This is a genomic window from Marcopretia estuarina LEGE 06307 (genome assembly GCF_056633115.1).
Genome location: NZ_JBSJOY010000001.1, coordinates 62,158 through 87,436 on the forward strand (window position 1 = coordinate 62,158; position 25,279 = coordinate 87,436).

Genomic DNA, 25,279 nt, shown 5'->3' on the forward strand with positions numbered 1-25,279 from the left:
AGTCGCAGCAGCAGATCGAGCCGGAGAGCGCGGCCTGCCCGCCAGCCCCTGCAGCGCCCACGCCTGATGGAGCCACACCTGCGGCTGTGACTCCAGCGTTGATCCGCCGCGAGCGGCGACTCTGCAACGGCATCAGCCCCTGGCTGGCGCCCCTGGCCATGGCTGTCACCCAGGATCTGGCCTTGCCCTTCCAGTTTCGCCGCATTCACGTGCTGGGCCGCCAGCACCTGCCCGGAGAGGGCGCCGTGCTGCTGGCTCCCACGCACCGGGCCCGCTGGGATGCCCTGGTGCTGCCCCATGCGGCCGGCCGGCGCGTCACCGGCCGCGACTGCCGCTTCATGGTGACCCGCACGGAAATGCAGGGTTTGCAGGGTTGGTTCCTGCACCGCCTCGGTTGTTTCCCGGTGGACCAGAGCCGTCCTGGCACCACGCCGCTGCGGTACGCGGTGGATCTGCTGGCGGCCGGCCAGCAACTGGTGGTGTTCCCCGAGGGGCACATCCGCCGTGAGGACGGCCCGATCCGTCTTCATCAGGGACTGGCCCGGCTGGCGGGGCTGGCGGCAGGGCAAGGGGTGGCCGTGAACGTGGTGCCGGTGGGAATCGCCTACGGGCATGGCCGGGGGCTGCGTCGGGATGAGGCAGCGGTGTGTTTCGAGGCCCCGCTCACGGTGCAGAACCAGAGCCGTGCTTCCGTCAAGGGCCTCAATGCCCAGCTGGCGGTGGCGATGCAATCAGCTGAGGAAGCGGCCCGCGTTGCAGTGGGTCGGCCGATGCCAGGCGCCTAGAGTTCGGCCGCCTTTTGTGAAGCAGCCGTGCGTCGGCCCCACGTCGCCCTTGGGCTTGCCCTGGCACTTGCTCTTCTGCCCCTCGGTGCCACCCAGCCCGTTCAGGCCCAGACGCAGGAAGAACCCCCGAAAGTGCTGGAAGGATCAGGATCCGGCTTCAATCTCGCGGCAGTGAAGGGATTTCTCACCCGTGGCGATGCCGCCGTGGCCCGTGGGGATCTCACCAGCGCCCGCAAGGACTATGACCTTGCCCGTGATGCCAGCCGCCGCCTGCTTGGTTTCTACCGCGATCTGAGCGGCTCCTTCCGCGGCCTTGATGCCCGTATCCCGCGCGAGATGGATCAGAAGGCCCGGGAGGCCCTCGAGATCTACGCCCAGTCCAACCTGCGGCTGGCGGCGCTGTTGCGCCGCCAGGGCCAGCCGGAAGTGGCCGTGCCCCTGCTGGTGGAAGTGGTGAAGGTGATGACCCCGGCGCGCGAAGAGGGCCGCAAGGCCTATCAGAGCCTGCTCGAGCTCGGTTTCGCCGTCACTCCGTATGCGGCGGGCGCTGAAGCCCCTGCAGCTCCGCGCTGAAGTCGGCGGATCCGCTGCTCCCACTTCTAGATTTCCGCCACAGGCCACGACCGACTCTTCATGGTGTTACCGGATCAGGTCAGAGCAGCGATCCAGGGATCCCTCCCGGACGCTGAGGTGGAAGTGGAAGATCTCACCGGCGGTGGCGACCACCTGCAGGTGAAGGTGGTTTCTGCAGCCTTCGAGGGGCTCAGCCGCATCCGCCAGCACCAGCTGGTGTACGGAGCCCTGCGCAGCGAGCTGGCCAGTGAAGCCATTCACGCCCTGGCGCTGCAGACCTCCGCGCCGGCCTGACCGCACCTGGCCGGGCGCCGCTGCTCTCAGCCGCCCTAGCCCTGCCTGATCGGCGTTGGCCGCGACATCCACAGAGCGTTACGCCAGATCCCCGCTCCACTGTCTCCTTTCTTTTCAACCCCCCGCACTTCCATGGAAACCGCCACGCAGCAACGCCTTGAAGCCCTCGTCAGCAGCGCACCCGTGGTGGTGTTCATGAAGGGCAACAAGCTCATGCCCCAATGCGGCTTCTCCAACAACGTGGTCCAGATTCTCAATGCACTTGGGGTTTCGTTTGAAACCTTCGATGTGCTCTCTGATCCCGAGGTGCGCCAAGGCATCAAGGAATTCTCTGATTGGCCCACCATTCCTCAGGTGTACGTGAACGGGGAATTCATCGGCGGCTCCGACATCCTCATCGAGATGTACAACTCCGGCGAACTGCGCGAAAAACTCGCCGTGGCGCTGGCGTCCTGAGCCTGAGCCTGCAAGCGGGCCCATCGAAGCCATGAGCCGAGGTTTTGGCTTCGCGCAGGCTGCGTGAGTTTCACGTTTTCTGGCTGGAGCGCCGACTGGATCCCGCGCGGGTGACAGCGGGCTTGGCCAGTGCCAGCATTGGGGGTGCGGCCCGCTCCCTGTCAAGAGACTTGCTGCCGCAGCGGCTTCGTTGCAGGCTCAGAGAAGCGCTCAGTTGCGGCTGTTTTTGAACAGCGTGCTCATGTCACCGTTGGGCCCCACGAAAGCGGAGGGGTCCATGATCCAGCGGTCAGTGAGCTCCTCCAGGCGACGCTGCGAGAGCGGATCGAGGATGGCGGTGCGCCGCAGGGCGTGCAGGTAGCCGTCGGCGTAAAGCCGCAGCTCACTCTGGCTATGGAAACGGCTGGCCAGGTCTTGGCAGGCGTCGCAGAGTGACTGAAAGTGACGGATGGCTTCGGGGTTCTGGAGCGCGGTCATGGGGAGAGCGGAGGCGGGAGCCGGTCGCCAGCACAGCCAGTGTCACCAGTGACCTTCTCCCTCTCCAGTTAGCCTAGGCGCGCATACGCGGTCGCGAGTGGAACTCACGCCCAATCAGAATCCAAACCCAGCAAAGGCTGAGGGATCGGTTGGCGTTGATCGCCGCGGACCCGCAACCAGTGCTCTGAAACGCATCCTGGTGGTGGACCCCCACCCCACCCTGCGCACGGTGCTGGCCCAGCGCCTTCGCCAGGACGGCCACCTGGCCGCCGCGGTGGCCACGGCCAGCGAGGCGCTGCAGCTCTGCGAAGACCAGATGCCCGATCTGCTGGTGAGCGCCGAACTGCTGGAGGAAAGCTCGGCCCTGCGCCTGGCGGCCCACCTGCGCTGTCCGGTGATGGTGCTCACCGCCCGCACCGGCGCCGATCCGGTGGTGTCCCTGCTGGATGCCGGCGCCGACGACGTCCTGCGCAAGCCCTTCGGCCTCGAGGAGCTGGCGGCCCGCAGCCGCAGCCTGCTCAGGCGCAGTGGCAACGGCCTGCAGGAGCGGGTGTGCGTGGGGCCGCTGGAGGTGCATCTGCTGCTTCGTCAGGTCACCCTTCACGACCAACCGGTGGAGCTGAGCCCGCGCGAGTTCGCCCTGCTCTGCGCCCTGCTGATGCCACCCGGCATGGTGCGCAGCCGCCAGGAGCTGCTGCGGATGGCCTGGCCCCCGTTCAGCGGTGGCCCCCGCTCGGTGGACACCCAGGTGCTCACCCTGCGCCGCAAGCTGGAGCTGGCCGGCCTTGGCGAAGGCGGTGGCATTGAAACTGTGCGTCAGCAGGGCTATCGCTTCAGCCTGGAAACCCTGCCGGAAGCCAACGACATGCCGCAGGCTCCCACCACACCACTGCGCCAACCCACCAGCGCCAACTGAGCGCTCAGGGCACGGGCGTTCAGGCTGGAGCTCCAGCTTGGCGTGCTCAGATCCTGATGCTGAGCGCGAAGGCCGCGGCTTCACCGAGCAGCATGGCCACGCTCAGGCCTGCCAGGGTCCAGTAGGTCCAGGGAGGGGTGATCCTGCCCACGCCGGTCAGCTTGAGGCCGGTGGCCTGCTGCACCTGCTCGAGGAACTCCGGGAACCGGGCCACCCGCTGGGGCAGGAGGTAGCGGCTGGTGCCGGGCCCCTTGAGGTAGTACACAGTGCCGCCCTGGCTGGTGCCGATCGGCATCAGGCCGTGGATCTGCTCCCAGCGCAGACTCCAGCCACGACGCAGCCACCAGCGGCACCAGGCGGGATAGGTGACGCGCACCCCCTCGCCATCGAGCTGCACCTGTTCGCTCAGCAGTGCACTCACCAGCAGAAAGCCCAGCGGCACGGCCACCAGGCAGAAGGGGCGCAGGCCTGGCGGTGCCATCACCGGCAGGGGCAACACCAGGGCGAGGTAAAGCGCCAGCAGGGTGAAACGGATCAGCGGCGCCAGCGGATAGCAGTGCAGCGTGCTGCCGGCAGGCGCGGCGGGGGGTTGCATCGAAGGGCGATGTGGGGAGCGGTTCAACAGCGGTCGTCCTGAGGGCGATCAGGCCGCCTGGCCGCCGCCGGCGCCGAACACCTGCCGCTCCTGGCCCTTCCAGAAGGCGCCGATCCGCATCAGATCGGTGTGGGCGTCCTGCACCCGTTGGATGTACTCGTCGGTGGTCATGGAGTCTTTTTCCTCCCTGAGCTTGCTGAGCCGCAGCTGCATGAGCAGCCACGGTTTGGTGAGCATGCCCTGCTGCTCCAGATAGCGCGCCAGCTCCTCGGAGCTGGGGTTGGGCATGGCTGACATCAAGAGTTGTTGTGAATTGAAACAATCTTAGGCAGCGGGGCGCGGGCCTGTGGCGTCAGTCCGGCAGTGCCCAGGGGTTGAGGCCCAGATCGGCGCCGACCCGGTGCGCGCAGGCGAAGCCGCTGAAGGCCACGGCGTTGAGCCCCTGGCCGGGGAAGCAGGAATCGCCCACGCAATAGAGCCCCGGAATACCGGTGCGGTTGAACGGCATCGGCAGCAGACCTGGCAGCAGCAGCGCCGGAATCGGGCCATAGCTGCCCTGATGCCGGCCCAGGAAGCGGCGGTGGCTGCGGGGTGTGCCCACCTCTCGGTGGGTGATGGCTGCGCCAAGGCCTGGCAGGAAGGTTTCCAGGCGGCGGATGAGGCGATCGGCGGCGGCCTGCTTGGCCTGCGCGTAGGCCGTGGGCCCCAGCTCTTTCCAGGTGTCAATCGCCGATGGGGTGAAGGCGTGGACGATGTGGTGGCCAGGCGGCGCCAGGGCCGGATCCAGCAGGGTGGGAATCGAGACGAACACCGTGCCCTGCTCCGCCTCCATCTCCTCCCAGCGCTCCAGCAGCAGGTGGTGGCAATGGCTGCCCGCCGGAATCACCTCCGCCTTCACGCCCAGGTGAAGCGAGAGGAACGACGCCGAGGGTTTGTAGCGCCGCCGCCAGACCGTTTCCGCAGCCGGTGTGTGGGCGTCGTCGACCAGGCTGCCGAAGGTGTCCCAGCGGGTGGCATTGGAGATCACCCGCCGGGCGCGGATCGTTTCACCGCCGGCCAGCTCCACCCCCACCGCCTGGCCGCCCTCCAGCACCACCCTGGTGACCCTGCTGCGGTAGCGGATGGCGCCGCCGTGGCGCTCCAGCCCGCGCACCAGGTGCTCGGCGATCGTGCCGACACCACCGCGGGGGTAGTTGATGCCGCCGGCATGGCGATCGGAGAACACCATGCCGGCATTGATCATCGGCGTGCGATCGGCCGGCATCACTGACCAGCAGAAGCACTCCATGTCGATGAACTTGAGCAGGGCCGGATCGCTGATGTGCCGGCGCGCCACATCGCCCACGTTCACCGGCAGCCAGCGGGCCAGGCCCAGGCAGGCCAGGGGCGCTCTGAAGAACACCTTGGCCAGATAGGCCGGATCCTCCAGGGAGAGGAGCGGCATGGCATCGAGGCAGCGGAACACCTGCCAGCAGGTGTCGTAGAAGGCGCGGATGCCGGTGGCTTCGTGCGGAAACAGGGCCGTGAGCCGGGCGATGAAGCTGTCGTAGTCGCGATCGACGGCCACGTTGAGACCGCCGGGCAGGTGGTACTCGAGCTGGGCAGGATCGGGGATGGTGTCCTGTCGTTCGCCCACATCCGCCAGAGCGCGGGTCAGCAGGTTGGTGTGCCCCTTCTCGCCGAAGCCGAAGATCATCGAGGCGCCCACATCGAAGGTGTAGCCCTCGCGCCGAAAGCTGCCGCCGGAGCCCCCCGGGATCAGGTAGCGCTCCAGCACCAGCACCTTCGCCCCCTTGGCCGCCAGCTGGCTGGCCGTCACCAGCCCGCCGATGCCGGAGCCGATCACCACCGCATCCAAGGCCTCGCCGCCCGCCACCGGGGAGGTGTTGACGCTCGTCTGCTGCACGGGGATGTTGCCGGTGCGCCGAGGCTAGGCAAGCGCCAGGTCGGCCCCGGGAGTGACGGCCGGATCTGCCATGCACGCCGCTGAGGATGGTGCCGTGAAGGGGGCGAGATCCGCCAGGGCGCGGTCGCGGTAAGCGCCGTAGCGGCGGCGTTTGTCGCGGATGCGCTCCGGCAGCTCCGGCATCAGGCCGAAATTGGGCGGCATCGGCTGGAAGCGCTCGCTGGGCGCGGTGGCGATGAAGTGGGTGAGGGCGCCGGCCATGGTGGTGGCGGGCAGGCAGATCGGTGCCTGGCCCAAGGCCAGCCGGGCGGCGTTGGTGCCGGCGAGCCAGCCGCCGGCCACCGCCGCCGCATAGCCCTCGGTGCCGGTGATCTGCCCGGCCGCCAGCAGGCTGGGGCGCTGGCGGAACTGCAGGGTGGCATCAAGCAGCTGGGGCGCTTCCAGGAAGGTGTTGCGGTGCATCACGCCGAAGCGCACGAAGCTGGCGTTTTCCAGGCCCGGGATCATGCGCAGCACCCGCTTCTGCTCGCCCCACTTGAGATTGGTCTGAAAGCCCACCAGGTTCCAGAGCTGGCCGTCCCGGTCTTCCTGGCGCAGCTGTACCACGGCGTAGGCCCGCCGGGCTCGACGCACATCGGCGTCGTAGAGGTCGCCCCAGCGGGGATCCCACAGGCCGATCGGCTTGAGCGGCCCGTAGCGCATGGTGTCTTCGCCGCGGCGGGCCAGCTCCTCGATCGGCAGGCAGCCTTCAAAGAAGTGGGCGCTTTCCTGCTCGAAATCCTTCAGTTCGGCCTGCTCGGCGCTCAGCAGTGCCTCACGGAAAGCGAGGTACTGCTCCTTGTTCATCGGGCAGTTGATGTAGTCAGCGTCGCCTTTGTCGTAGCGGCTGGCGCGGAAGGCCACGGCCATGTCAATGCCCTCGCCCTCCACGATCGGGCTGGCGGCATCGAAGAAGTGACAGGAGGCGCGGCCGGTGAAGCGCAGCAGATCCTCTGCCAGCGGTTCACTGGTGAGCGGACCGGTGGCCAGCACGGCGATCTCCCCGGGCGGCGGCAACACCAGCTGCTCGCTGCGCTCCAGGGTGATCAGGGGATGGGCTTCCAGCGCCGCGGTGAGTGCGCCGCTGAAGCGGCCGCGGTCGACCGCCAGGGCCCCACCGGCGGGCACGGCATGGCTGTCGGCGGTGCCGATCACCAAGGAACCGAGCTGGCGCAACTCCTGCTGCAGCAGGCCCGCAGCCCGGTCGGCCGAGAGGGCGCCGAAGCTGTTGCTGCACACCAGCTCACCGCACTCGGCGCTGTGGTGGGCCGGCGAGCGGCGCACCGGCCGCATTTCAATCACCCGCACGGGAACCCCCGCACGGGCAATCTGCCAGGCCGCTTCAGTACCGGCCAGGCCGGCACCGATCACCCAGACCATCAGGCGCGGGAACGCTTGAGCATGAGTTGCAGCTGGCCGACTGCCGCACGGCCGATGTTGAACACGGCCCAGCCCACGGCCAGCAGGATCGGGGTAGCAACCAGCAGGAGCCGAGCGTCCATCGGGAAGGGGCGAAGTGTGGGTGAATCTTACGGAGCTCAGGCGCCGGCTTCGTTCGGATCGGGGTGGTTGAGCCATTTCTCAGCAATCGGCCCGCGCCCGGCATGGGCATCGGCGAGGCTGCGGTAACGGCGGGCGTGCTGACGCTGTTCGGCAGCTTCGGCGTCGCTCAGCGTGCGGCGCGCCTGGGCCGGCACCCCGGCCATCAGGGTGCGAGGCGGCACATCTTTGGTGACCACCGCCCCGGCGGCCACCAGGGCTCCCTCCCCCACCGTGACCCCGTTCAGCACCACGGCGCCGATGCCTACCAGGCAGCCGTCTTTGAGCGTGGCGCCATGCACCACCGCCCGGTGGCCCACAGTCACCTCCTCGCCGATCCAGACCCCCTGGCCCGGATCGCCGTGCAGCACGGCACCGTCCTGCACGTTGCTGTTCTCTCCCACCCGGATCGGGGCAAGATCTGCTCGCAGCACGGCCATCGGCCACACGCTCGCGCCTGCCGCCAGTTGCACATCCCCGATCACCACCGCCTCCGGCGCCACCCAGGCTTCGGGGTGCACGGAGGGCTCAGGCCAGGGGGCTTGGGGCACGGAACGGGGCGCCAACAGCGCTCATTCTCCCTGTGATACGTTCCCTTGGTGCCCAGTTGGGCGGGTCGCTAGCTCAGCGGTAGAGCACTCGGCTTTTAACCGATTGGTCCTGAGTTCGAATCTCAGGCGACCCATACCCTTTCAAAACGGCCCCCAGGCTTCTTCAAGGCCGGCCTCAGGCTTCCTGTCATGGAGGTGCTTCCTCCGTCAGGGTCTGGAACATCACCAGGGCGTCCACATCGCCCAGCCGCTTGTGTCGAAAGGCCCCGGGCAGGATGCCGACGACATGGAAGCCGTTGGTCTGCCAACAGCTGATCCCAGCGAGGTTCGTGCTCACCACCAGGTTGAACTGCATGGCCCGGTAGCCCAGGCGCCGGGCCGTCTGCAGCGAGTGCTGGCAGAGGTGCGTGCCCATGCCCTGGCGGCGGCAGCGCTGCGCCACCACATAGCCGGCATTGGCCACATGGGCGCCGAGGCAGAGCGTATTGGGCTTGATGTAGTAGGTGCCCACCAACGACCCAGCCGCCTCTGCGGCCACCATCACCGACTGGGTCTGCTCCAGCCATGACGCGCGGGCCTGAGCCTCTGTGATGGCCGGGTCATGGGGGAAGGTGTCACCGGCGCGGAACACCGGCTCCAGCAGCTCCCACACCGCTGGCCAGTCGGGTGCTTCAAACGGGCGGATCTGCAGCGGGAACGCCACCGGGAGCAGCTGCACGGAAGAGCCAATGCATCCTGGCGCTGGCTGCTTGGCGCTGCTCGCCACCGCCCATGGCATCGGACATCAGCGAGACCAATCGCGTGAGGATCAGCAATACCCATCGCCCGATGGTCAGCCAGCTGGCAGGACGTCCCAGCGTGCCTGTCCAGAGGGAGGGTCTGATCACGCACCACAATCCGGGTCGTCACCGACGGGCAAGTTGCCCGTGGATTGGTGCAAAACAAAGCTTGCGCACAGCATGGCGGCGGTTACACCGCTTCGCGGCCTTCACCACAGCGTGCAGGTGTTGCTGCAGGATCACGCTGCTCGATTCAGCATTGAGCCGATCCTCGGAAGAAGCTATAGAGACGCACGGGAATGAGCCAGGACATGCGCTGCGTTTCCTTTTGGATCAGCAGCCCTATGGGATCGGGGCGTTGTCTCTGCATGCGCCAGGCCGGCGAATCGTTGCCCTCCTTTGCTGACCGGGAACGACCCGCCCTGGCACCCATGGGGCTGACAGTGTGGAGATCCGGCGCTGTTACCTCGCTGGTATCGATCGCCCATCGCTTGAGCTCGCTTCGTGGCGGTCTTGACCTGCCACCGCTTCGTCCTTTCTTCCTCAGTTGCGCTACCTTCGCACCGTTCCCGTCGTGGAAGCAGCCTGTTGGAGTGGATGGTCCCGCGGGACAGGACTGTTGTCAGTTGCCACGGCTCAGCACCCCGCAACTCCTGGCGATTCCGATCGCTCCAGGTCACCGAAGTGGCCCTTTTGCCGTCATGGGCCTGACACACCCATGGAACGTCTGGTCGCCTTCCCTCTGAGTCAAAGCTGCGGCATGCCTGTTGTCTCCATCCCCACCGATGCATCGTTCTGAAAGTGACCTGCCCCTGGCCGACTCGAGCCAGCAGCGCCTGCTTGAGCTGGGCCTTTCCGGTGACAAGAAGACAGAAGATCTGCAGCAGAATCTCTCCGCTCTGGCCTCCTGCAATGGGATCCTCTGGCTGGGCGGAGATGAAGGCCGCAGCCTTTACCGGCTGAAGCGCCTGGATGAGCACCGCTACGGCGAGCTTTGCGAGGTGAAGCTCAAGGATTTTGGCCTGGCTGGTGGGAAAGACAGCGGCGAATCGGACATCGAGGGACTGTCGCTCGATGCGGATCGGCTCTGGCTGGTGGGTTCCCACAGCCTGCGGCGCCGGAAGCACGACGACGACAAGGGTGAACCGCTGGGCCTGCATGACAAGCAGAGCCTCAACGCCCATGTGCTCGGCTGCCTGCAGCTGGATAGCGAGGGCCGGCCTGTGACAGGTCAGCGTTTGGCGTTCGATCCGGCCGCTCCGCGCGATGCCCTCACGTCGGCTCTGGCGACTGATCCGCGGCTCGCCCCGTTTCTGATGATTCCCAGCAAGGACAACGGCCTCGACATCGAAGGCATCGCCGCCCGCGGCGATCGGGTGTTGGTCGGGTTGCGCGGTCCGGTGTTGCGGGGCATCGCCCTGGTGGTTGACCTGCGGCTGGGTGGGCTCGATGGCGACGGCCCCACCCTCAGCCTTGAGCGCTGGCGCTGCCGCCATCTTCAGCTCAGCGGCCTGGCGGTGCGGGATCTGGCCGTGGTGCCCGGCAGTGACGACGTGCTGGTGCTGGCCGGCCCGACCATGACCCTGGCGGGCCCTTGTTACATCTACCGCTGGCGCAACGCCCTCCGCCCTGACGACTCCGCCCCGACCCCTGGCCTGACGGTGGAGCAGCCGGAGCCGCTGCTGTGGATCCGTGATGGCCTCCCTGGTCGGCCGAATCAGGGCAGCGACAAGCCGGAAGGCCTCGACGTGCAACGCCGCGACGGCCATCTGCTCGCCTGGGTGGCCTACGACGACCCCACGGTGGCGCGCGGCGAAGGTCCAGGCCTGTGCACCCGGCTTGAGGGGTTTGTGGTGCCGGAGTGAGGCGAACTGGATGCTGCGTTCGGGCGTCGCTTGAATCTCTTCTCCTTCCTTTTGGATTCTTCCTTACTCACCCAGCGCAGCAGCCACCGCTCGCTGGAATACCTCCTCTTCCGGGGGCAGGCCGGTCCAGCGCTCGAAGATCTGCATAGCGAGCTGCACCAGCATCTCCACGCCATCCACCACCGGGCAGCCCCGCCCACGCGCTGTGGCCAGGAACGGTGTGATGCGGGGGTTGGTGATCACATCCACCACCACGCAGCCGGGATCGACCGTGTCCCATTGCACAGGGATGGGCTCCAGCTCGGGCGCACAACCCAGGTGGGTGGCATTCATCAACAGGGTGGTGCCCGCCGGCACGGCCACCTCTCCCTGCCAGGGCTGCCACACCGCCGGCACCCCGGAGGCGCGGGTGACGGTGTGGGCCACCTCTTCGCCCTGCTCCTGCCGCCGTGTGACCAGGGTGAGATGGGAGGCGCCAGCCCAGGCCAGCTCCACCGCCATCGCCCGACCGGCACCACCGGCTCCCAGCATCACCACCCGTTGCCCCGCCAGTGGCGCCACCTTTTCGATCGCCTTCACTACTCCCTTGCCGTCGTTGTTGTGGCCGATCAGGCGGCCCTCTTCGATCGTGAGGTAGTTGGCGGCGCCGATGGCCTGCACATCGGCATCGACAGCATCAAGCAACGGCATCACCGCCACCTTGTAGGGCACGGTGATGCCCACGCCGCGGTAACCGAGGGGCACCAGCGCCTTCACCGCCAGGGCCAGATCCAATTCGTTGGCGATGTCGTTCTTCCAGAACTGCCAGTTCAAGCCGTAGTGGGCATACACCGCGTCAAACATCAGATCAATCGGGTTCTCCGCCACCGGGTGGCCGAGCATGCCGGTCATCTGCTTCTGGGGAGGGATCATGGCGGCGGTGCTGCAAGCTCCAGCCTCGCAGCGTTGGCCAGAACGGTTCCATGCTGGCAACAAGGTGACATCGGCCTGGGAAAACAATCCATTGCTTTGACCATGGCAATGGACTGTGGAGGTTGCCCATCGAAGCCCGCGCCACGCTGGATTGGAACTAACCATTTGCCCATCCGTTGCAATCAGGTCGCCCGTTAGGTGCTGATCGTTTCCAGTCGTGCATTCGCCGCTGTCGGCGATTGCTGCCGCTTAGGGGGCGGGTGGGGGTGGAGCGTCTTGCTGGTCAATCACTTCAAAGGAGTTCTTTGCATTACCCCTTGCAGTAATGATCCAGCAATTTGATGGCCCATGGAGGATTGGTGCCCACCGTGAAGGCCTCAAGCTCAATGACCTTTGTGGGCACATGGCCTCGGTATAGAGGTGAATTCAGTTGGTCTTTAAACCTCTCTGCTGGAAACACCTGGATTCCCATGGGTTCACTATTTCTGCCAAGACCACCAGCTCTGCAGGACTGCGCAACATGGGCGGATTCGTGGGCAAGGATCTCAACCAGAATGTTGCTTCCCAGTGCAACTGCTGAAGGCTTGATTCTGACTTCTGCCACTCCTGGGTCCCAGACTCCGGCAGCACCATCCGTCACATTGCCGCTGATCAGCACGCGAACTCCTTTGGCTTGAAGGCGAGCAATCAGCTCGCGGATATTGGCGTGAACAGTCGGAGCAACCATCTCCTGATCGCCGGCTTGTGCTTTGCCGATCAGCACCTCCACATCTGCTGGTGTCTGAAGCCACCAGGAATTCCTCGTGGATGGGCTGTAGGGAGCGAGCCATTGGTGAAGTGCTCGTGGGTTTGAAGCCAGATAGGCATAGGATCCAAGCAATGCAGCCACGCCTAACCAGGCCATGAGAGTTTGCGGCGAAGCGTTCCACCTCCATTTCACAGACAAGGCCTGGATGGACTGGGACCGTTGCCGGTTTTCCCTTTGTTGCTCTTGACGCATCGGCACACCACAGACAGCGCAAACAGAGCGCCCGGCAAGGCTTCTGTCCAATCGAACGGATCGACTTCGGCAATTCGGACACTGAAGGGCCATGGAATGGGAGTCAAATGTAGAAATTATATGGCGCGCCTGCAAGAACATTGGCGATGGTATGAGTCAAGCCTTTTCCATCAAAGACATCCACAAGTCAGTACCTCAAGCAGGCTCCAGCTCAGCACGAACGGATAGGTGAGATCCACATGGCATGCACGAATACGGAATCGTTCGTGCAACACGGGATGAGGCACGTGGCAAGCAAGGTGAACTCTGGAACGATCGATCTTGCTGGCGAGCCCCTGCCAGACGTTACCGGCTTGCCAGGGGGTTGGAGCCAGGCCCCAATCGAGGCCTTGGAGTGTCAGTCACTGGAGAGTACGTCGAAGCTGATTGACGGCTTTGCCTTCAGCTGGCAGGTCTTGATCACTTTCAAGCGGCAGTCCCCTGTTGTGCCTAACCAGTTGATTTTTCTACAAGGCAAGGGCGCAGTTCGCATCCGCGACACATAGCCCGCCGGCGCCAGATTATCGCCCCTGCGTTGAGCCAGGCTCAGTGGCTTGCTGGCGCATGTTGCTCACCAGCCCGCTGCGTTTCAATTCGCTGATGGATTGATCGATGCGCTCTGCCGTGGCCTCCGGCAGGCCTGGCGCAAAGGCGAAGGCCTGAGATTCCGGGCGGATCCCCTGCAGGGCCAAGCTCGGCACAATGCCTTTCGCCTTCGAATGAACCAGCAAGTAGCTCAGCTGCAGATTATCGCCAAGCAGGGCATCAATGCGCCGGGTCACGAGTAGATCCAGGCCGGCTCGAATGTTGGTCAGTGGCACGATTGAAATCTTGGCTGCGGTGCCGCCTGTATTCAGCTCTTTCAATAGGCTTTCGCTGACAGTGCCCTGCCGCACCCCCACCCGCAGCCCACGCAGATCTTCTTCCGAGCGGATGCTCCCACCGGCGCTTCCCTGTACCTCCTGTGCCACATTCACCGTGAGATAACCCACCAGCAACGACGCCGAGACAATGCGCACCATGTAGGCCATCAGCACGACACCATGGCCCCGGGTGGTGCTCACCAGGGTGTTACTCCCCGGCCCGGTGGCAAGAATCTGGAACACCTTGCTGAAGCTGCGCAGGTGTCCGTCGCTGAGCGTCTGAGCTTGCTGGCCGTACTGCTCCACGCGCCAGGTCAGGAGTGACAGCACACCGATCGCCAGTAGATAACCGCCCAGCAATTGCAGCAGTGTGGGTGTCAGCAAGGCCGTCAGGAAGGAGCGCCCAAGATCCAGCCGGCTCTGCACCACCATCACTGCCAGCCCATCTTCCTGGAACGGCAGACTGAAGCGATACCTTTCCAGGCGATCCGGCGACACGTTGATGCAGCCCACCGCCACATCCAGGCTTCCCCGACGGGTGGCTTCCAACATCTCCCGCACGGACGGCCACTCCGACACCACGTAGGGCAATTGTTCACGGGTGGCGATTCGGTTCCACAGATCGATGGCCAGACCCCGCCAGGCGCCTGCATCGCGGTAGCTGCACGGTGGTGCGCCATCCACGACCCCGACCCGCAGCACCGGTTCCACGGCACCTGCCGGCAAGACTGACCCGACCGCCAGCAGGAGGGCTGTTCCCAGCCCCGCCACCGAACCCCTGATGGTTGAGTTTCTGCTGAAGATGTGCTGCCTTGCCATCAGCGCATTATGCCAAGGCTGCTACGCCACACCAGCTCAGGGTGTGGAAGATGCCGCCTCGGCTGGTGTCGAAGGCGTCCTTGATGGGCCGCTCCATTGAGGACGACTGCAGTGCAACTCTGCAGCTATGTCCATGCCCATCGCAAGCGGGCATTTTCCATCACTTCATGATCACCACATCCACGCCTGGTGTGCGGCTGCGCACCAGCACCCCCACATCATGCTCGCTGCGGTGGAACTGCAGATTGATCTCTTCTTCCCCGAGCCGCAATCCGTTGATGTCCAGTAGATTCAGCCCCTTCGGCAGGCAGGGGTTGCGCAAGCGCACCTGCACCCTGTTGCTGCCGTCTTCACGCTCGATCGACATGCCGGTGACCGCCTCCAGCAGGCCGAACACACTGGCGCTGGCCCAGGCCTGGGGGCTGCACGCCACTGGGTAGAGGGTAGGCCCTTCCTCTTCACGGCGCTGAAATCCGCAGAACAGCTCCGGCAGGCGGAACATCGGCACGGCACTGGCGGTTTCAAACAGGCCGGTGAGGATGCGCAGTGCTTCGGAGCGGTGCCCATAGTGCGCCAGACCCATGCCGATCAGGGCGTTGTCATGGGGCCATACGGACCCGTTGTGATAACTCATCGGGTTGTAGCGCCTCTCCCGTTCATCCAAGGTGCGCACTCCCCAGCCGTTGAAGCTGGTGGGGGCCATCAAGTGCCTCGCCACCGCCGCGGCTGCTTCCGGAGTGGCGATTCCCGTCCACAGGCAGTGGCCGGCATTGGAGGCACGCACCATGCAAGGCCTGCTCTCGCCGTCGAGAGCGAGGGCGTAGGAATCAATCGCTGGCGTCCAGAAAGCGGTATGAAAGCGTTGGCGCAAGGCAGCGGCTTCATCTCTCAGCACTTCCGCTTCACCGCTGCGGCCCAGGCATTGATAGATCCTGGCCAATGCGCGGCGAGCCCCATAGGCATAGGCCTGCACCTCGCACAGAGCGATGGACCCCTCCGCCAGGTGGCCATCGGCGTGGTGAATGGAATCGTTTGAATCCTTCCAGCCCTGATTGCTCAACCCGCCGGCGGCGGCGCGCAGGTAGCGCAGGAAGCCGTCGCTGCTGCTGGCTTCGGCCCTGTGGATCCAGGCCATGGCCGCTTCCAGCTCAGGTAACAGGCCAGCGATGAAATCGCGATCATCACTGCGGCAAAGGTAATCCCCCGCCAGCATCAGAAACAGCGGCGTGGAATCCACGGCACCGTAATAACTGGAGAATGGCACCTCACCCAGCGCAGCCATTTCACCCAGCCGCGATTCGTGCAGGATCTTGCCGGGTTCCTCGTCGTGGGCGGGATCCACCACCAGGGCCTGCCGCCGTGCCAGAAAGCCCAGCACACCCCGGGCCAGACGCGGCTCCACCATCAGCATCTGGCGCGCTGTGATCAGGCCATCTCGACCGAACGGACAGCTGAACCAGGGCACGCCGGCATAGGGGTAGAGGCCGTCTTCCACCTGGCTGGCCAACAGGTGCACATCTGAGAACGAGCGCAGCAACCAACTGTTGAAGGCCGGATTGTCGCTGACTACAGAGGCGGCGCTGCGGCGGGCCTCGCGGAAACGCTGAATCGTGGCGGACATCGCGGCGTTGTAATGATCTTCTGCACCCATTGCTTCAGCAGCGGGATGGAAGTCCAGCACCAGGAACAGCCGGAAGCTCTGCCTGGGCTCCAGTGTCAGCACCAGTCCGATGTCTTCGGCATTGACGTTCTCAATCGGCTCGCTCATGCGCAGCACCGTGACCCGATCCTCCCCATCAAGGCCCCTGTAGACGAGCTCCAGAGCACCGTGGCTGCCGCGGCGCACTGTGCGGCCGCGCTGCGGCCGGTGATAGCCCCGCACCTCAAAGATGTCGCGGAAGTCCGCATCCAGCCGCAGGGTGAGCGGCATCTTCACCGGCCGGCCTTCATAGCTGGTGAAGCTGAATTGTTGCAGGCAGGCCGTGGCTGTGAGCACGGTGCTGCGTTCCAGGTGGATGCTCATCGCAGCTGAACCGGTGTTGCCGCCATCGTTGTTGGCGAGATGGCTCACCATCACGCCCATGGCGCCAAGCTCCGTGGAGCTCAGCACCATCGGTGATTGGTTCCACAGCAAGACCTGCAGCCGGCTGATGTGCCGGGTGCCGCGGTGGAAGATGCCGGCATCATGCTGAAGTTCGGGGCAGATCTCGCCGCGTGAATCCAGAACGGCGAAGGTTTCCTCGTTCTTTAGAACGAAGGGAGGGAGCGGTTCAGGCATGCACCGACAGGCGGTGAGCGGGACTCTGGCAGCGCCGGGCTTGGATCAGGTGCCGGTAGAGCTGTTCATAGTCTTCCGCTTGGCGGCTCACCGAGAAGCACACCTCGAAGTGGCTGCGTACCCTCGAGCGATCCAGCTGCTCCACCTGATGCACCGCAGCAATGGCCTCCTCGATAGAATCCACGAGGAAGCCATTCACCCCTTCCCGGATCACTTCAGGTGTTGATCCATTGCGCCAGGCTATCACCGGAGTGCCGCAGGCATTGGCCTCAATCATCACAAGGCCGAAGGGCTCAGGCCAATCGATGGGAAACAGCAAGGCGAAGGCATTTCCCAGCAGATCCTGTTTGCCCGCATCATCCACCTCTCCAACCAGCTCCACCAGGGGATTGTTCCGCAGCAGCGGTTCAATCTGAGCTTGAAAATATGGTTCATCCACCGGATCGATCTTCGCTGCCACCTTCAGCGGCATGCCCACGGCCGTGGCGATGGCGATGGCACGGTCCAGTCGTTTTTCGGGTGAAATACGGCCCACAAACACCAGATAGGGCTCCGGTGTGGCTTCGTAGCGGTAGAGGTCGTTGGGGAGACCGTGGTACACGGTTCCGAGCCAGTTGGCAGCAGGCACGGGCAGGCGCTGGGTTTCTGAAATCGATACCAACGGCACCTGATTGAAGTGGTTGTAGAGCATCTTCTGCTCCGGTGCATGCAGTGGCCCGTGAATGGTGCTCAAGTGGGGAACACCCAGCAGATTACCGATGGGGAAGTGAAAGTGTCCATTGTGAAAATGAAGCACATCAAAGCTGTCGAGCTGTTCAATCACATGATCAAGCTGGATCATGTTGTGCACGCTGGGATCCCCCATTGGGCCGCCAAGCCGCAAGGCCTTCGGCACACAGGGGCAGAGTTGAGCGCTGGTCAGGGAGTCACCACTGGCAAACAGCACCACCTCATGGCCACGCCTCACCAGCTCTTCGGTGAGATAGTGCACCACCCGTTCGGTGCCCCCGTAACCAATGGGTGGAACTCTTTCGTGGAGGGTTGAAATCTGGGCAATTCGCATATCTGTGCCTGCATCCTTCATTGGTCCACTCATCCAGACCATACCCACGCCACTCGCACCGCACTGGCTTACCGCATATCTGCTGCAGCCGTGCAGGGGCTCCTACACAATCCCGATGACGATGAGCAAAGCGACAACAGGATCAGTGCGTCCGGTGTGCTGATTTCATGTTCTTTCCCATCCGTGGAGTTGTGTCATCGGCTACTCCGTCGTTGTGGAAACAAGAGCTGTAAAGCACCGTCATCGATTGTGCTTTCCATCCATCCATCGTTGGTGCTGTTGATCTGAATGCCCGCTGGAATCTTGGGTGCTCACGCTCCGCAGTCAGCTTCCTGTGTTCGGCAGTGGGTGACATCTGTTGAGCAACCTGAACGAATCTTGAGAGTGCCGCTGCTCGCCACCCTTGCCTGCGAGCCAGCTTCAGGCAACACTTTCCAAGGCCGCAGCTTCCACCCATGGCAACACGATCACTGTCTGCTGGTGAGGTGCTGCTGATCCGCCACGGCGAAACGGAGTGGAGCCTGTCGGGCCGCCACACCGGCAACACCGACATCCCCCTGACGGCCAATGGCGAGCGGGCGGCTCGTGCTTTGGCGCCGCTGCTGGCTGGTCTGGGTGTGGAGCTGGTGCTGGTGAGTCCGCTGCAGCGGGCCCGGCGCACCTGTGAGTTGGCGGGCCTGGCGGCGCAAGCCACAGTTGACCCTGACCTGCGCGAATGGAATTACGGCGCCTATGAGGGGATCACCTCCGCTGAGATTCAGTGCATGGCCCCCGGCTGGATGGTGTTCCGGGATGGTTGTCCTGAGGGCGAGAGTCCGGCGCAGATCGGCGCGCGCGCTGATCGGGTGATTGAGCGGGTGCGTGCGCATGGCGGCAAGGTGGCTGTGTTCGCCCATGGCCATCTGTTGCGGGTGCTGGCGGCGCGCTGGATCGGGCTGCCACCGAGCCATGGCAGCCATTTTCTGCTCGACACTGCCACGCTTTCGATCCTCTCCCGGTATGCCGGTGAGCCGGCACTGGGCTGTTGGAACGCCGCAACGCTGTCACTCACCACGTGAACTCCCCAGGTGCTTCAGGCGCTGCGTTGACAATCAACAGCATCCGCGCTCAGGCGTGCACCGCCCTTTCATGATTGAGCCACTGCGCCTGTCTCGGCGTGGCCTCCACCGGTGTCTCACCATGACGGCAGTTCCCCTGCAGCGCCTGGCCGTTGCTTCGCTCGGCCTGATGATCACCGGCCTGCTGGGCAGTGTGGCGCTTCCGGCCAGCGCTCAGGTGGGCAGCCTGCCGATCAAGGTGGCGGCGGTGGATTTCATCCCCGCCTGGGGGGATCGCGATGGCAACATCCGCCGACTGGTGCAGGCCACTGAGCGGGTGGCTGCTGAAGGTGTGAACTACGCCGTGTTTCCCGAAACGGCGATCAGCGGCTACGACTTCACCGGCCCTGCCCAGTTGGCTCCCTTTGTGGACACGATTCCGGGGCAGGCCACCGCGGCGTTGCTGCCGGTGCTCAAGCGCACGGGCCTCTACATGAGTGTGGGCATTGCCGAGAAAGACAGCGCCACCGGGCTCTTCTACAACACCGCTGTGTTGATGGGGCCCGAAGGAATCATCGGCAAGTACCGCAAGAATGGCCTGAACGGCCAGGACGTGCAGTTGTTCGGCCCCGGGGATACCGATGTGGGTGTTTTTGACACGCCGATCGGCCGCATCGCCCTGATCATCTGTTACGACGACACCTACTGGCAGTACGACCGACTGGCGGCGTTGCGGGGCGCGCAGATCATCGGCTGGCATTCCGTTTCCGATCGGGTGATGCCCGGCACGCCGGCCGCCCAGGCGCGCTCGAACCATTCCACGGTGGCCAGCGTGCAGCACATGAGTGCACTGAATGGCGTGTGGGTGGTGGGGGCCACGCGCAGCGGCATCGAGCGCAATCCGATCACCGGCAGCCAGCTCTATTACAACGGCGGCTCCACCATCTGGTCGCCCAGCGGACGCAAGCTGGTGCAAGCGCCGGTGGTGCCGCCCGCGGTGTTGCCGCCTGGCCTGAACGGCATTTTTTCGGCCACGATCACCCCGGCAGACGCCGATGCCGTGCGCGATCAGCGCCTGGCCGCACGCCGCCCCTCGCTCTACAACCCCCTGCTGGCGCTGCGCCGGGCGCCGGTCGATATCACCGCCACCGCCAGCCGCCGTCCGGTGCAACTGGCCGCCGCCCAGTGGAGCAGCGGCCTTTCACGGCTGACCAGCAGCCAGCCCCAGCCCAACGAGCTGCTGGTGCTGCCGGAGCTCTCTGCCCTCCCCAGCGGCCTGGATGGCGCCGAGCTGCGGCGCCGGGCCGAGCGCCGCGGCGGCGCCTTCGAGCAATTGTTGGCGCAGCGGGCTCAGGCCGGCAGCGGTTATCTGGTGGGCAGCTACCCCGAGCGTGAGGGCGGCCAGGTGTTTCACACCGTGGCCCTGGCTGGCCCGGCCGGCACGATCCTGGGCCCCTACCGCGCCACCCACCTGACGGCTTCCGAGCGGACCTGGGCCAGCGCCGGTGACGCTCCGGTGGTGGTGGCCACGCCGCTGGGCCGGGTGGGGCTGGCCACGGTGGGCGATCTGGCGGTCACGGAGGTGACCGGGCTCTACCAGAGCCTGCGCGCCGACCTGCTGGCCGCCCCGGCCGGTGCCCCTGCCGCCCTCAAGGTGGAGATCGACCCCCTGCTGTACGCGGTCAGTGATCCCCCCACCGGTCGCGCCGATCTGCATCCCTACCTGGCCGCCAAGCTGGGCCAGCTGTGGGTGGTGAGCGGTGGCCGCCGCGTCGGCAGCTCCACGGCCGCCGGCATCTTCGGGCCGGAGCCGGTGGTGTCTACGCCCACCCTCACGGCCGCTGCCGGCGCCGATGCCGTGCGACACCGCACGGTGGTGCCTTACCCCGGCACCTGGATCAACCAGCAGCAACTGATCGACGGGCAGCGCAACGATCTGTTCCGCCCGCTGGTGCTCGAGGCCGAGAACAGCTGCTTCAAGAGCTGGCGCCAGGCTGGCCACGGGATGGTGCGCTGTCCGTAGGGGCCGGCGTTCGGCTGGGCGTGGTGCGCGCGATTGTTTGTGCGTATGGTGCGCGATTGGGGCCTCGCACAATGGCTGCCAGAGCCCGTCGATGATGCCCTGTTGGTTACCCATCGGCTGTCTGATCACTGCCGAAGAGTTGGCTCTGGGCCGTCTGTTGTGGCCAGTGGCCTGCTGAATCTTCAGGTTTTCTCAGTCTTCGGCTTGTCTTTCTGAGGCTTAAGTCGGGTATGGTGAAACAGTCATTGCTGATGTGATTGCTATGCAGGTGAAAGCGCTTCATGGCTTTGCTGCATCCCTGCTGAGTGTTGCTGCTTTAGCGGTCGCGTCGCCAGCACTGGCAGATACTGTTGATGCCCGCTGCGACGTTTTCCCTGCAGGAGAAGATAAGGCCACCTCTTCTGGGCTGTGCACATTCTCCCAACGGCAAGGCTTCGTTTCTATTCGGCTCAAGGGCGGCCAGACCATTGAGCTCAAGCCCAACGAGAGCATGCCCAATGCGTACTTTGATGAGCGTGGCGAACCTGCCAAGCGTGAGATCCTCGATGGCAAGCGCGGCCAGGTGTACCGGTTGGAGAAGCAATCCATCTTTGTCTTCTGGGATACGGCCCCCTACACGAAAGGTGCGGCAGGCGGTGCTTCCAGTTCCGGTGGCGGGTCATCCACGGGCAATCCCCCTGAGATCGTTCCCCTGTTGCTTGGCATTCATCAGGTGAAGTTTGAGGGTGGTTGCCGCGTCAACTTCAACAAGGCCGGCAAGCGTTTCAGCAAGACCTCAACCTGTGATGCCGCGCAGGTTGAAGTGGCGGAGGATGCGATCCGCCGCTTTTACCGTGAACAGGGTCTCTGATTGGCTTCGGCGCTGGCGCATGGATAGGCGCTCCAACTGCGAGGCATGAAGCCTTCGTCTATTGACGGCGAATCGGGCCGGTGGTGCGAGCGTCGGAATTGAACCAGCTGCTCTCATGCTGGAGGCGGGGATCACCTTGAATCGTGTAGGTGATCCTGCCTGACGTGAAGACCAAGGCGCCATCGCTGAGCTTGCTCTTCACAGCGCTGCCGTTCACCATGACCTTGTTCTTGCCGTCGATACGGATCTTGGAAACGGTACGACCGTCAATGTTTCTCGCGACCCACTGGCCCGCATAGGGAGACACCACGCTGCTGGCGGCACCAAAGCCAGCTTTTGTATTCTTTTCCCTGCTCTTGTTGATGTCGCAGCCTTTCAGCTCCGTGGCCTGGGTGCACCCGGATTTCTCCAGTTGCTTGCCGTAGGCCGGATCAATGGCATGGGCGGCGAGCGGCAGGGCCATTCCAAAAGAGGCCGCTGCGGTGACGATCTGCTTGAGGGTATTCATGCTGAAGGGTGCTTCAAACTGCAGCAATTCACAACAATTCGTTTCAGAAAGTTGCGTTCTGCTCGGCGAATCGCTTGTGGCTAGCTCACGTTAATTTTAGCACGTGATCTTTGGTTTGTATCTCTGCGGCGGCTTGCCAGCTGTGGCTTGGCCATTGCTTCATTCCAGGCATCGCTGAATCATGTTGTGCCCTTGGCCATGATTGTTGCCTTGGTGATGCGTCTGAATCCACATGAATCAAGAGATCGTCTGTTTTCATCGCCATGCGGATGCACCTTGTGAAGGCCTGTGGCCACTCTTTTGCTTGCGGCGATCCTTTTCCGTGAGGCCTCCCCGCTCACTGCAATGTGAACACCCCAGCACCGTTGGCTCGCCGGGTCCCAGGCGGCTCGCAGCTGTGTCTCCCAGCCGATGCACCCATGGGATTCTCCGTGTGAAGTTCCTGGTGGTGTCCCCTGGTGCTGTTTGCCCCATCGACAGCATCACCCTCGGCTGCAGCCTCTCCAGCAGCCTCTCCTGCCACAGTTGCCACGCCCCCTGCTGAATCCTGTGTCGCCGCATCTGTTCCGGCTAGTGCTGACACCGGCTGTCTGTGCCTGGGGACGGTGGCGATTGCCGCGGGCGCTGTTGCTGCTGACGGCGGGCCTCGGTACGTCTGCTGCGCTGGCGATTCCGCCACCGCCGGATTCCTTTGATGGCGAGACGATTCGCTGCCAGGTGGCGGGCAGCGCCGCCACGGTGCTGATCTGCCGGGATGCAGAACTCACGGCCCTCGACCGGCAGCTTCGTCAGGCGTTCCGTGCTGCGCTTGCGGATCCTGCGCTTCAGGAAAGCGGGCGCGCGGCCCTGCTGCGCGAGCAGGAGCAATGGGTGGTCGCCATGGACCAATGCTGGCGCGCAGGGGAGCAGCTGCGGGCCTGTGTGAAGGCCAGCCAGAGCCAACGGCTGCGCCAGTTGCAGGCTCGGCCCGCGACGCGGCAGCCAGCGCCCGTTCAACCTTGAACGGCATCAACACCACGCCACCGCCGCGCGCCACCCTGCTGGTCTGCGCCTGCACTGCTGCTGCCACCGCGGTTCTCCACGCTGCCCGCAGTGGCGGCGCGTGGAGCATGGATCTACCGGTGCTGGCCCTGCTGGTTGCTCCGTATCTGCTGTTGGCGGTGTTGGCGGCCTGTGTGCGGCGACGCAACGGTGAGGCATGGATGCTGCTGATCGCCAGCGTGGTGCTTGGCGTCGGTGGTGTCGCTCTGCTGGCCTTGAGCGCGCCCCACTCCATTTCGACGCCTGAACCCGGACTGGCGCAGGCTGTGGTCACGATCGGCGTGCCCCTGCTCCAGCTGGTTGCCGCGCTCGCCCTCAGCCTGGCCCTGCTTGTGCGCCGCCTTCGAGCCGCTGCACCAGGCGTGAGAGCAGGGCGCGGCGGGCCTCCCCCTGTCGGCCCGCTTCGGTGATCAGCAGGGCGGTGACCTGCAGGCCATCGGCGGTCATGGCATCGACGCCCAGCAGCTGGGGGGGCTGCAGCAGCGTGGCGCTCCAGGCGGGATCGGCCGCGAAGGCGGCCAGCTCGGCGCTGATGGCGGGCAGGGCCACGGCCAGATCGGTGCCATGGGGCAGCAGCAGCGACAGCTCGGCGCCTGAGCGCAGCTTGGTGTGGTTCACGCTCTGCTCACAGCCGCTGTTCGGTACCACCACCACCCGCTGGTCGCGGCAGCGCAGCTCGGTGCTCAGCACCCCCACATCGATCACCTCGCCGAGGCGTCCGCCGATCTCCACGGTGTCGCCGATGGCGTAGCGGTCGTCGAAGAGCAGCACCAGACCAGCCACGAAATCGCGCAGCAAGCCCTGGAACACCAGGGCGAGGGCACCGAGCACGGCGCCACTGGCCAGCAGGGCATTGCTGGAGAGATCGCGCAGCACGGGAATGCCCATCACCGTCCAGGCGCTGAACACCAGCACGCAGGCCAGATCCACCAGCCGCCTGAGCACCCGCAACAGGCTGCGGTAGCGCTGCTCGCGGCGCGCCTGGAAGGCCGCCGGCACGAACACGTTGCTGGCCCACTGGCTCAGCAGCAACCCCACCAGCGCCCGCAGCAGGGCAGCCGCCAGCAGCATCGCCAGGGCTTTGAACAGCACCACCAGCGGCTGAAACAGCACATCGATCGCCGGTGCCACCTGGCCGGGGGAGGCCAGCAGCAGCACGGCGCCGATCGCCACGCCCAGCACCAGCACCGCCGCCAGCAACAGCCGACTGAGGCTCTGGGCCAGATGGAAGCGGGCAGCGGCGAGCCGGCTGGCGTGCTCGAGGCGATGGCGCTGCAGCCGCGGCAACTGGCGTTGCAGGCGCCGCCACAGCCACACGGCCAGCACCAGCACCACCGTGAGGCCGGCGACCACCCACGCCGCCATGCTCATCCGCTCGGAGATCTGCTGCTTCCCGTAGATCTGGCGGGCACGGCGCAGCCGCCGCTCCAGCCGGCTGCGCCAGCGCTCCGCCAGCACCGCCTCGCTGGTGCCGTTGAGCTGGGCGTCGGCAGCGGTGACGGTGAGCAGCGGGAACGGCGTGGCGCGGCCTGGCACCACGGCGGCCAGCTGGTTCAGCCCCCCGGCCTGCCGTTGCACCACCACGCGCAAGGCCTGCGGGGCGCCCTGCAGCCCCAGGTGATCCGGGTCGCACACGGCCTCGATGGCGTCCACACCGCCGCGCTCCAGCAGCAGCTCGCCGATCCGCTCCCCCGGCGTGCAGGGCTGGGCAGGCCGATAGAGCAGGTCGAGGTTGCCTTCGACCACCTTCGCCCGCTCGGCGGCGTCGGGGCCGGCCTGATCAGGGCCTGCCACCCGCAACGACGCCACGTTGATCACCGGCACGCCGAGGATGCGCACCTGGGAGAGACGAAAGCTGCCCGCCACCGGCTGGCTGTCCGCCGGCGCGGCGGGGCTGGGCGTGTCCACCGCCAGGCCCGGCTGGGCCAGGGCCAGCAGCAGCACCAGCATGGCCAGGGCTTTGCCAAGGGCAGCAGCGAAGGCAGCAGAGAAGGCAGCGGTGCGGCTGGTTGTGGAGTGCCCCACGCTGACTGGCCCAGGAACGGCCAGTCTGGGCATCAGGGCGCACGGC

Annotated in this window: 27 protein-coding genes and 1 tRNA gene; 13 read left to right on the top strand and 15 right to left on the bottom strand. The window is 65.3% G+C overall.

What is annotated here, in order from left to right; all coding sequences use genetic code 11:
• The first annotated feature begins 86 nt into the window (after window positions 1-86).
• The 4 genes from ACWJI3_RS00275 (at window position 87) to grxD (ending at window position 2,108) form a co-directional block, all read left to right on the top strand.
• Complete coding sequence (locus tag ACWJI3_RS00275) at window positions 87-785, top strand: lysophospholipid acyltransferase family protein (RefSeq protein ID WP_233132845.1); 699 nt, start codon at window positions 87-89, stop codon at window positions 783-785.
• A gap of 27 nt (window positions 786-812) precedes the next feature.
• The gene (locus ACWJI3_RS00280; RefSeq protein WP_094511006.1) at window positions 813-1,358 is read left to right on the top strand and encodes a hypothetical protein; all 546 of its coding nucleotides are present in this window, start codon (window positions 813-815) and stop codon (window positions 1,356-1,358) included.
• Between the two features lie 60 nt (window positions 1,359-1,418).
• Window positions 1,419-1,652: a BolA family protein gene (locus ACWJI3_RS00285; RefSeq protein WP_255099667.1), complete on the top strand. Its 234-nt coding sequence runs from the start codon at window positions 1,419-1,421 to the stop codon at window positions 1,650-1,652.
• Between the two features lie 132 nt (window positions 1,653-1,784).
• Window positions 1,785-2,108 (top strand): Grx4 family monothiol glutaredoxin, encoded by a 324-nt coding sequence (grxD, locus tag ACWJI3_RS00290; RefSeq protein WP_255099666.1) that lies wholly within the window; start codon window positions 1,785-1,787, stop codon window positions 2,106-2,108.
• 210 nt (window positions 2,109-2,318) lie between these two features.
• Here grxD and ACWJI3_RS00295 read toward each other — a convergent pair whose 3' ends face one another.
• A complete protein-coding gene (locus ACWJI3_RS00295; RefSeq protein ID WP_094511003.1) occupies window positions 2,319-2,585 on the bottom strand; it encodes a DUF6761 family protein in 267 nt (88 codons plus the stop codon).
• 184 nt (window positions 2,586-2,769) lie between these two features.
• On the opposite strand from ACWJI3_RS00295, the gene ACWJI3_RS00300 reads away from it, so the two are divergent.
• Entirely contained in the window at window positions 2,770-3,501 is a 732-nt protein-coding gene (locus ACWJI3_RS00300) for a response regulator transcription factor (protein ID WP_094511085.1), read from the top strand.
• A gap of 46 nt (window positions 3,502-3,547) precedes the next feature.
• On the opposite strand, the gene ACWJI3_RS00305 is transcribed toward ACWJI3_RS00300, so the two are convergent.
• The 6 genes from ACWJI3_RS00305 to ACWJI3_RS00330 form a co-directional block, all read right to left on the bottom strand.
• Entirely contained in the window at window positions 3,548-4,123 is a 576-nt protein-coding gene (locus ACWJI3_RS00305; protein WP_480202439.1) for a hypothetical protein, read from the bottom strand.
• A 21-nt stretch (window positions 4,124-4,144) separates the two neighbouring features.
• Window positions 4,145-4,384, bottom strand: a complete 240-nt coding sequence (locus ACWJI3_RS00310; protein ID WP_480202440.1) for a hypothetical protein — start codon at window positions 4,382-4,384, stop codon at window positions 4,145-4,147.
• Between the two features lie 64 nt (window positions 4,385-4,448).
• A complete protein-coding gene (gene crtH, locus ACWJI3_RS00315; protein ID WP_480202441.1) occupies window positions 4,449-6,002 on the bottom strand; it encodes a carotenoid isomerase in 1,554 nt (517 codons plus the stop codon).
• A 24-nt stretch (window positions 6,003-6,026) separates the two neighbouring features.
• A complete protein-coding gene (trmFO, locus tag ACWJI3_RS00320; RefSeq protein ID WP_094511000.1) occupies window positions 6,027-7,421 on the bottom strand; it encodes an FADH(2)-oxidizing methylenetetrahydrofolate--tRNA-(uracil(54)-C(5))-methyltransferase TrmFO in 1,395 nt (464 codons plus the stop codon).
• The gene (locus ACWJI3_RS00325; protein WP_094510999.1) at window positions 7,421-7,543 is read right to left on the bottom strand and encodes a photosystem II protein Y; all 123 of its coding nucleotides are present in this window, start codon (window positions 7,541-7,543) and stop codon (window positions 7,421-7,423) included. Before ACWJI3_RS00325 ends, trmFO begins: the two co-directional genes overlap by 1 nt.
• A 36-nt stretch (window positions 7,544-7,579) precedes the next feature.
• Window positions 7,580-8,131 carry a gamma carbonic anhydrase family protein gene (locus tag ACWJI3_RS00330; protein WP_480202442.1) on the bottom strand — a complete coding sequence of 184 codons (552 nt, stop codon included), beginning with the start codon at window positions 8,129-8,131 and terminating at the stop codon, window positions 7,580-7,582.
• Window positions 8,132-8,193: 62 nt separating this feature from the next.
• On the opposite strand from ACWJI3_RS00330, the gene ACWJI3_RS00335 reads away from it, so the two are divergent.
• Window positions 8,194-8,265, top strand: a tRNA-Lys gene (locus ACWJI3_RS00335).
• Between the two features lie 53 nt (window positions 8,266-8,318).
• Here the strand turns inward: ACWJI3_RS00335 and ACWJI3_RS00340 are convergent.
• Window positions 8,319-8,849, bottom strand: a complete 531-nt coding sequence (locus tag ACWJI3_RS00340) for an N-acetyltransferase family protein (protein ID WP_480202443.1) — start codon at window positions 8,847-8,849, stop codon at window positions 8,319-8,321.
• An 846-nt stretch (window positions 8,850-9,695) separates the two neighbouring features.
• On the opposite strand from ACWJI3_RS00340, the gene ACWJI3_RS00345 reads away from it, so the two are divergent.
• Complete coding sequence (locus tag ACWJI3_RS00345) at window positions 9,696-10,775, top strand: DUF3616 domain-containing protein (RefSeq protein ID WP_480202444.1); 1,080 nt, start codon at window positions 9,696-9,698, stop codon at window positions 10,773-10,775.
• A 63-nt stretch (window positions 10,776-10,838) separates the two neighbouring features.
• On the opposite strand, the gene ACWJI3_RS00350 is transcribed toward ACWJI3_RS00345, so the two are convergent.
• The 3 genes from ACWJI3_RS00350 to ACWJI3_RS00360 all read right to left on the bottom strand — a co-directional run bounded on the left by ACWJI3_RS00350 (window position 10,839) and on the right by ACWJI3_RS00360 (window position 14,315).
• Window positions 10,839-11,687: a shikimate dehydrogenase family protein gene (locus tag ACWJI3_RS00350; protein WP_255099658.1), complete on the bottom strand. Its 849-nt coding sequence runs from the start codon at window positions 11,685-11,687 to the stop codon at window positions 10,839-10,841.
• 310 nt (window positions 11,688-11,997) lie between these two features.
• Window positions 11,998-12,591 (bottom strand): hypothetical protein, encoded by a 594-nt coding sequence (locus ACWJI3_RS00355; RefSeq protein ID WP_480202445.1) that lies wholly within the window; start codon window positions 12,589-12,591, stop codon window positions 11,998-12,000.
• Window positions 12,592-13,247: 656 nt separating this feature from the next.
• Entirely contained in the window at window positions 13,248-14,315 is a 1,068-nt protein-coding gene (locus ACWJI3_RS00360) for a substrate-binding periplasmic protein (RefSeq protein ID WP_480202446.1), read from the bottom strand.
• Window positions 14,316-14,370: 55 nt separating this feature from the next.
• Here ACWJI3_RS00360 and ACWJI3_RS00365 point away from each other — a divergent pair, with 55 nt between their 5' ends.
• Window positions 14,371-14,508, top strand: coding sequence for a hypothetical protein (locus ACWJI3_RS00365; protein ID WP_480202447.1), 138 nt, complete (start codon window positions 14,371-14,373; stop codon window positions 14,506-14,508).
• Window positions 14,509-14,568: 60 nt separating this feature from the next.
• Here the strand turns inward: ACWJI3_RS00365 and ACWJI3_RS00370 are convergent, their stop codons facing one another.
• Together ACWJI3_RS00370 and ACWJI3_RS00375 are read right to left on the bottom strand one after the other, a co-directional pair.
• Window positions 14,569-16,686 (bottom strand): amylo-alpha-1,6-glucosidase, encoded by a 2,118-nt coding sequence (locus ACWJI3_RS00370; protein ID WP_480202448.1) that lies wholly within the window; start codon window positions 16,684-16,686, stop codon window positions 14,569-14,571.
• Entirely contained in the window at window positions 16,679-17,770 is a 1,092-nt protein-coding gene (locus ACWJI3_RS00375) for a glycosyltransferase family 4 protein (RefSeq protein WP_480202449.1), read from the bottom strand. Before ACWJI3_RS00375 ends, ACWJI3_RS00370 begins: the two co-directional genes overlap by 8 nt.
• Before the next feature lie 434 nt (window positions 17,771-18,204).
• Between ACWJI3_RS00375 and ACWJI3_RS00380 the strand changes: the two genes are divergently transcribed.
• The 3 genes from ACWJI3_RS00380 (at window position 18,205) to ACWJI3_RS00390 (ending at window position 21,659) form a co-directional block, all read left to right on the top strand.
• The gene (locus ACWJI3_RS00380) at window positions 18,205-18,807 is read left to right on the top strand and encodes a histidine phosphatase family protein (protein WP_255099653.1); all 603 of its coding nucleotides are present in this window, start codon (window positions 18,205-18,207) and stop codon (window positions 18,805-18,807) included.
• A gap of 121 nt (window positions 18,808-18,928) precedes the next feature.
• Window positions 18,929-20,809: a nitrilase-related carbon-nitrogen hydrolase gene (locus tag ACWJI3_RS00385; RefSeq protein ID WP_480202450.1), complete on the top strand. Its 1,881-nt coding sequence runs from the start codon at window positions 18,929-18,931 to the stop codon at window positions 20,807-20,809.
• Window positions 20,810-21,071: 262 nt separating this feature from the next.
• Window positions 21,072-21,659: a hypothetical protein gene (locus ACWJI3_RS00390; protein WP_480202451.1), complete on the top strand. Its 588-nt coding sequence runs from the start codon at window positions 21,072-21,074 to the stop codon at window positions 21,657-21,659.
• Between the two features lie 58 nt (window positions 21,660-21,717).
• Here the strand turns inward: ACWJI3_RS00390 and ACWJI3_RS00395 are convergent, their stop codons facing one another.
• A complete protein-coding gene (locus ACWJI3_RS00395) occupies window positions 21,718-22,167 on the bottom strand; it encodes a hypothetical protein (protein ID WP_480202452.1) in 450 nt (149 codons plus the stop codon).
• Window positions 22,168-22,779: 612 nt separating this feature from the next.
• Here ACWJI3_RS00395 and ACWJI3_RS00400 point away from each other — a divergent pair.
• Together ACWJI3_RS00400 and ACWJI3_RS00405 are read left to right on the top strand one after the other, a co-directional pair.
• The gene (locus tag ACWJI3_RS00400; RefSeq protein ID WP_480202453.1) at window positions 22,780-23,169 is read left to right on the top strand and encodes a lysozyme inhibitor LprI family protein; all 390 of its coding nucleotides are present in this window, start codon (window positions 22,780-22,782) and stop codon (window positions 23,167-23,169) included.
• On the top strand, window positions 23,166-23,618 hold the full coding sequence (locus ACWJI3_RS00405) for a hypothetical protein (protein WP_480202454.1): 453 nt from the start codon (window positions 23,166-23,168) through the stop codon (window positions 23,616-23,618). The genes ACWJI3_RS00400 and ACWJI3_RS00405 overlap by 4 nt, the downstream gene beginning before the upstream one ends.
• Here ACWJI3_RS00405 and ACWJI3_RS00410 read toward each other — a convergent pair.
• A complete protein-coding gene (locus ACWJI3_RS00410) occupies window positions 23,524-25,233 on the bottom strand; it encodes a mechanosensitive ion channel family protein (protein WP_480202455.1) in 1,710 nt (569 codons plus the stop codon). The two genes, ACWJI3_RS00405 and ACWJI3_RS00410, sit on opposite strands and share 95 nt — an antisense overlap.
• Window positions 25,234-25,279 lie beyond the last annotated feature (46 nt).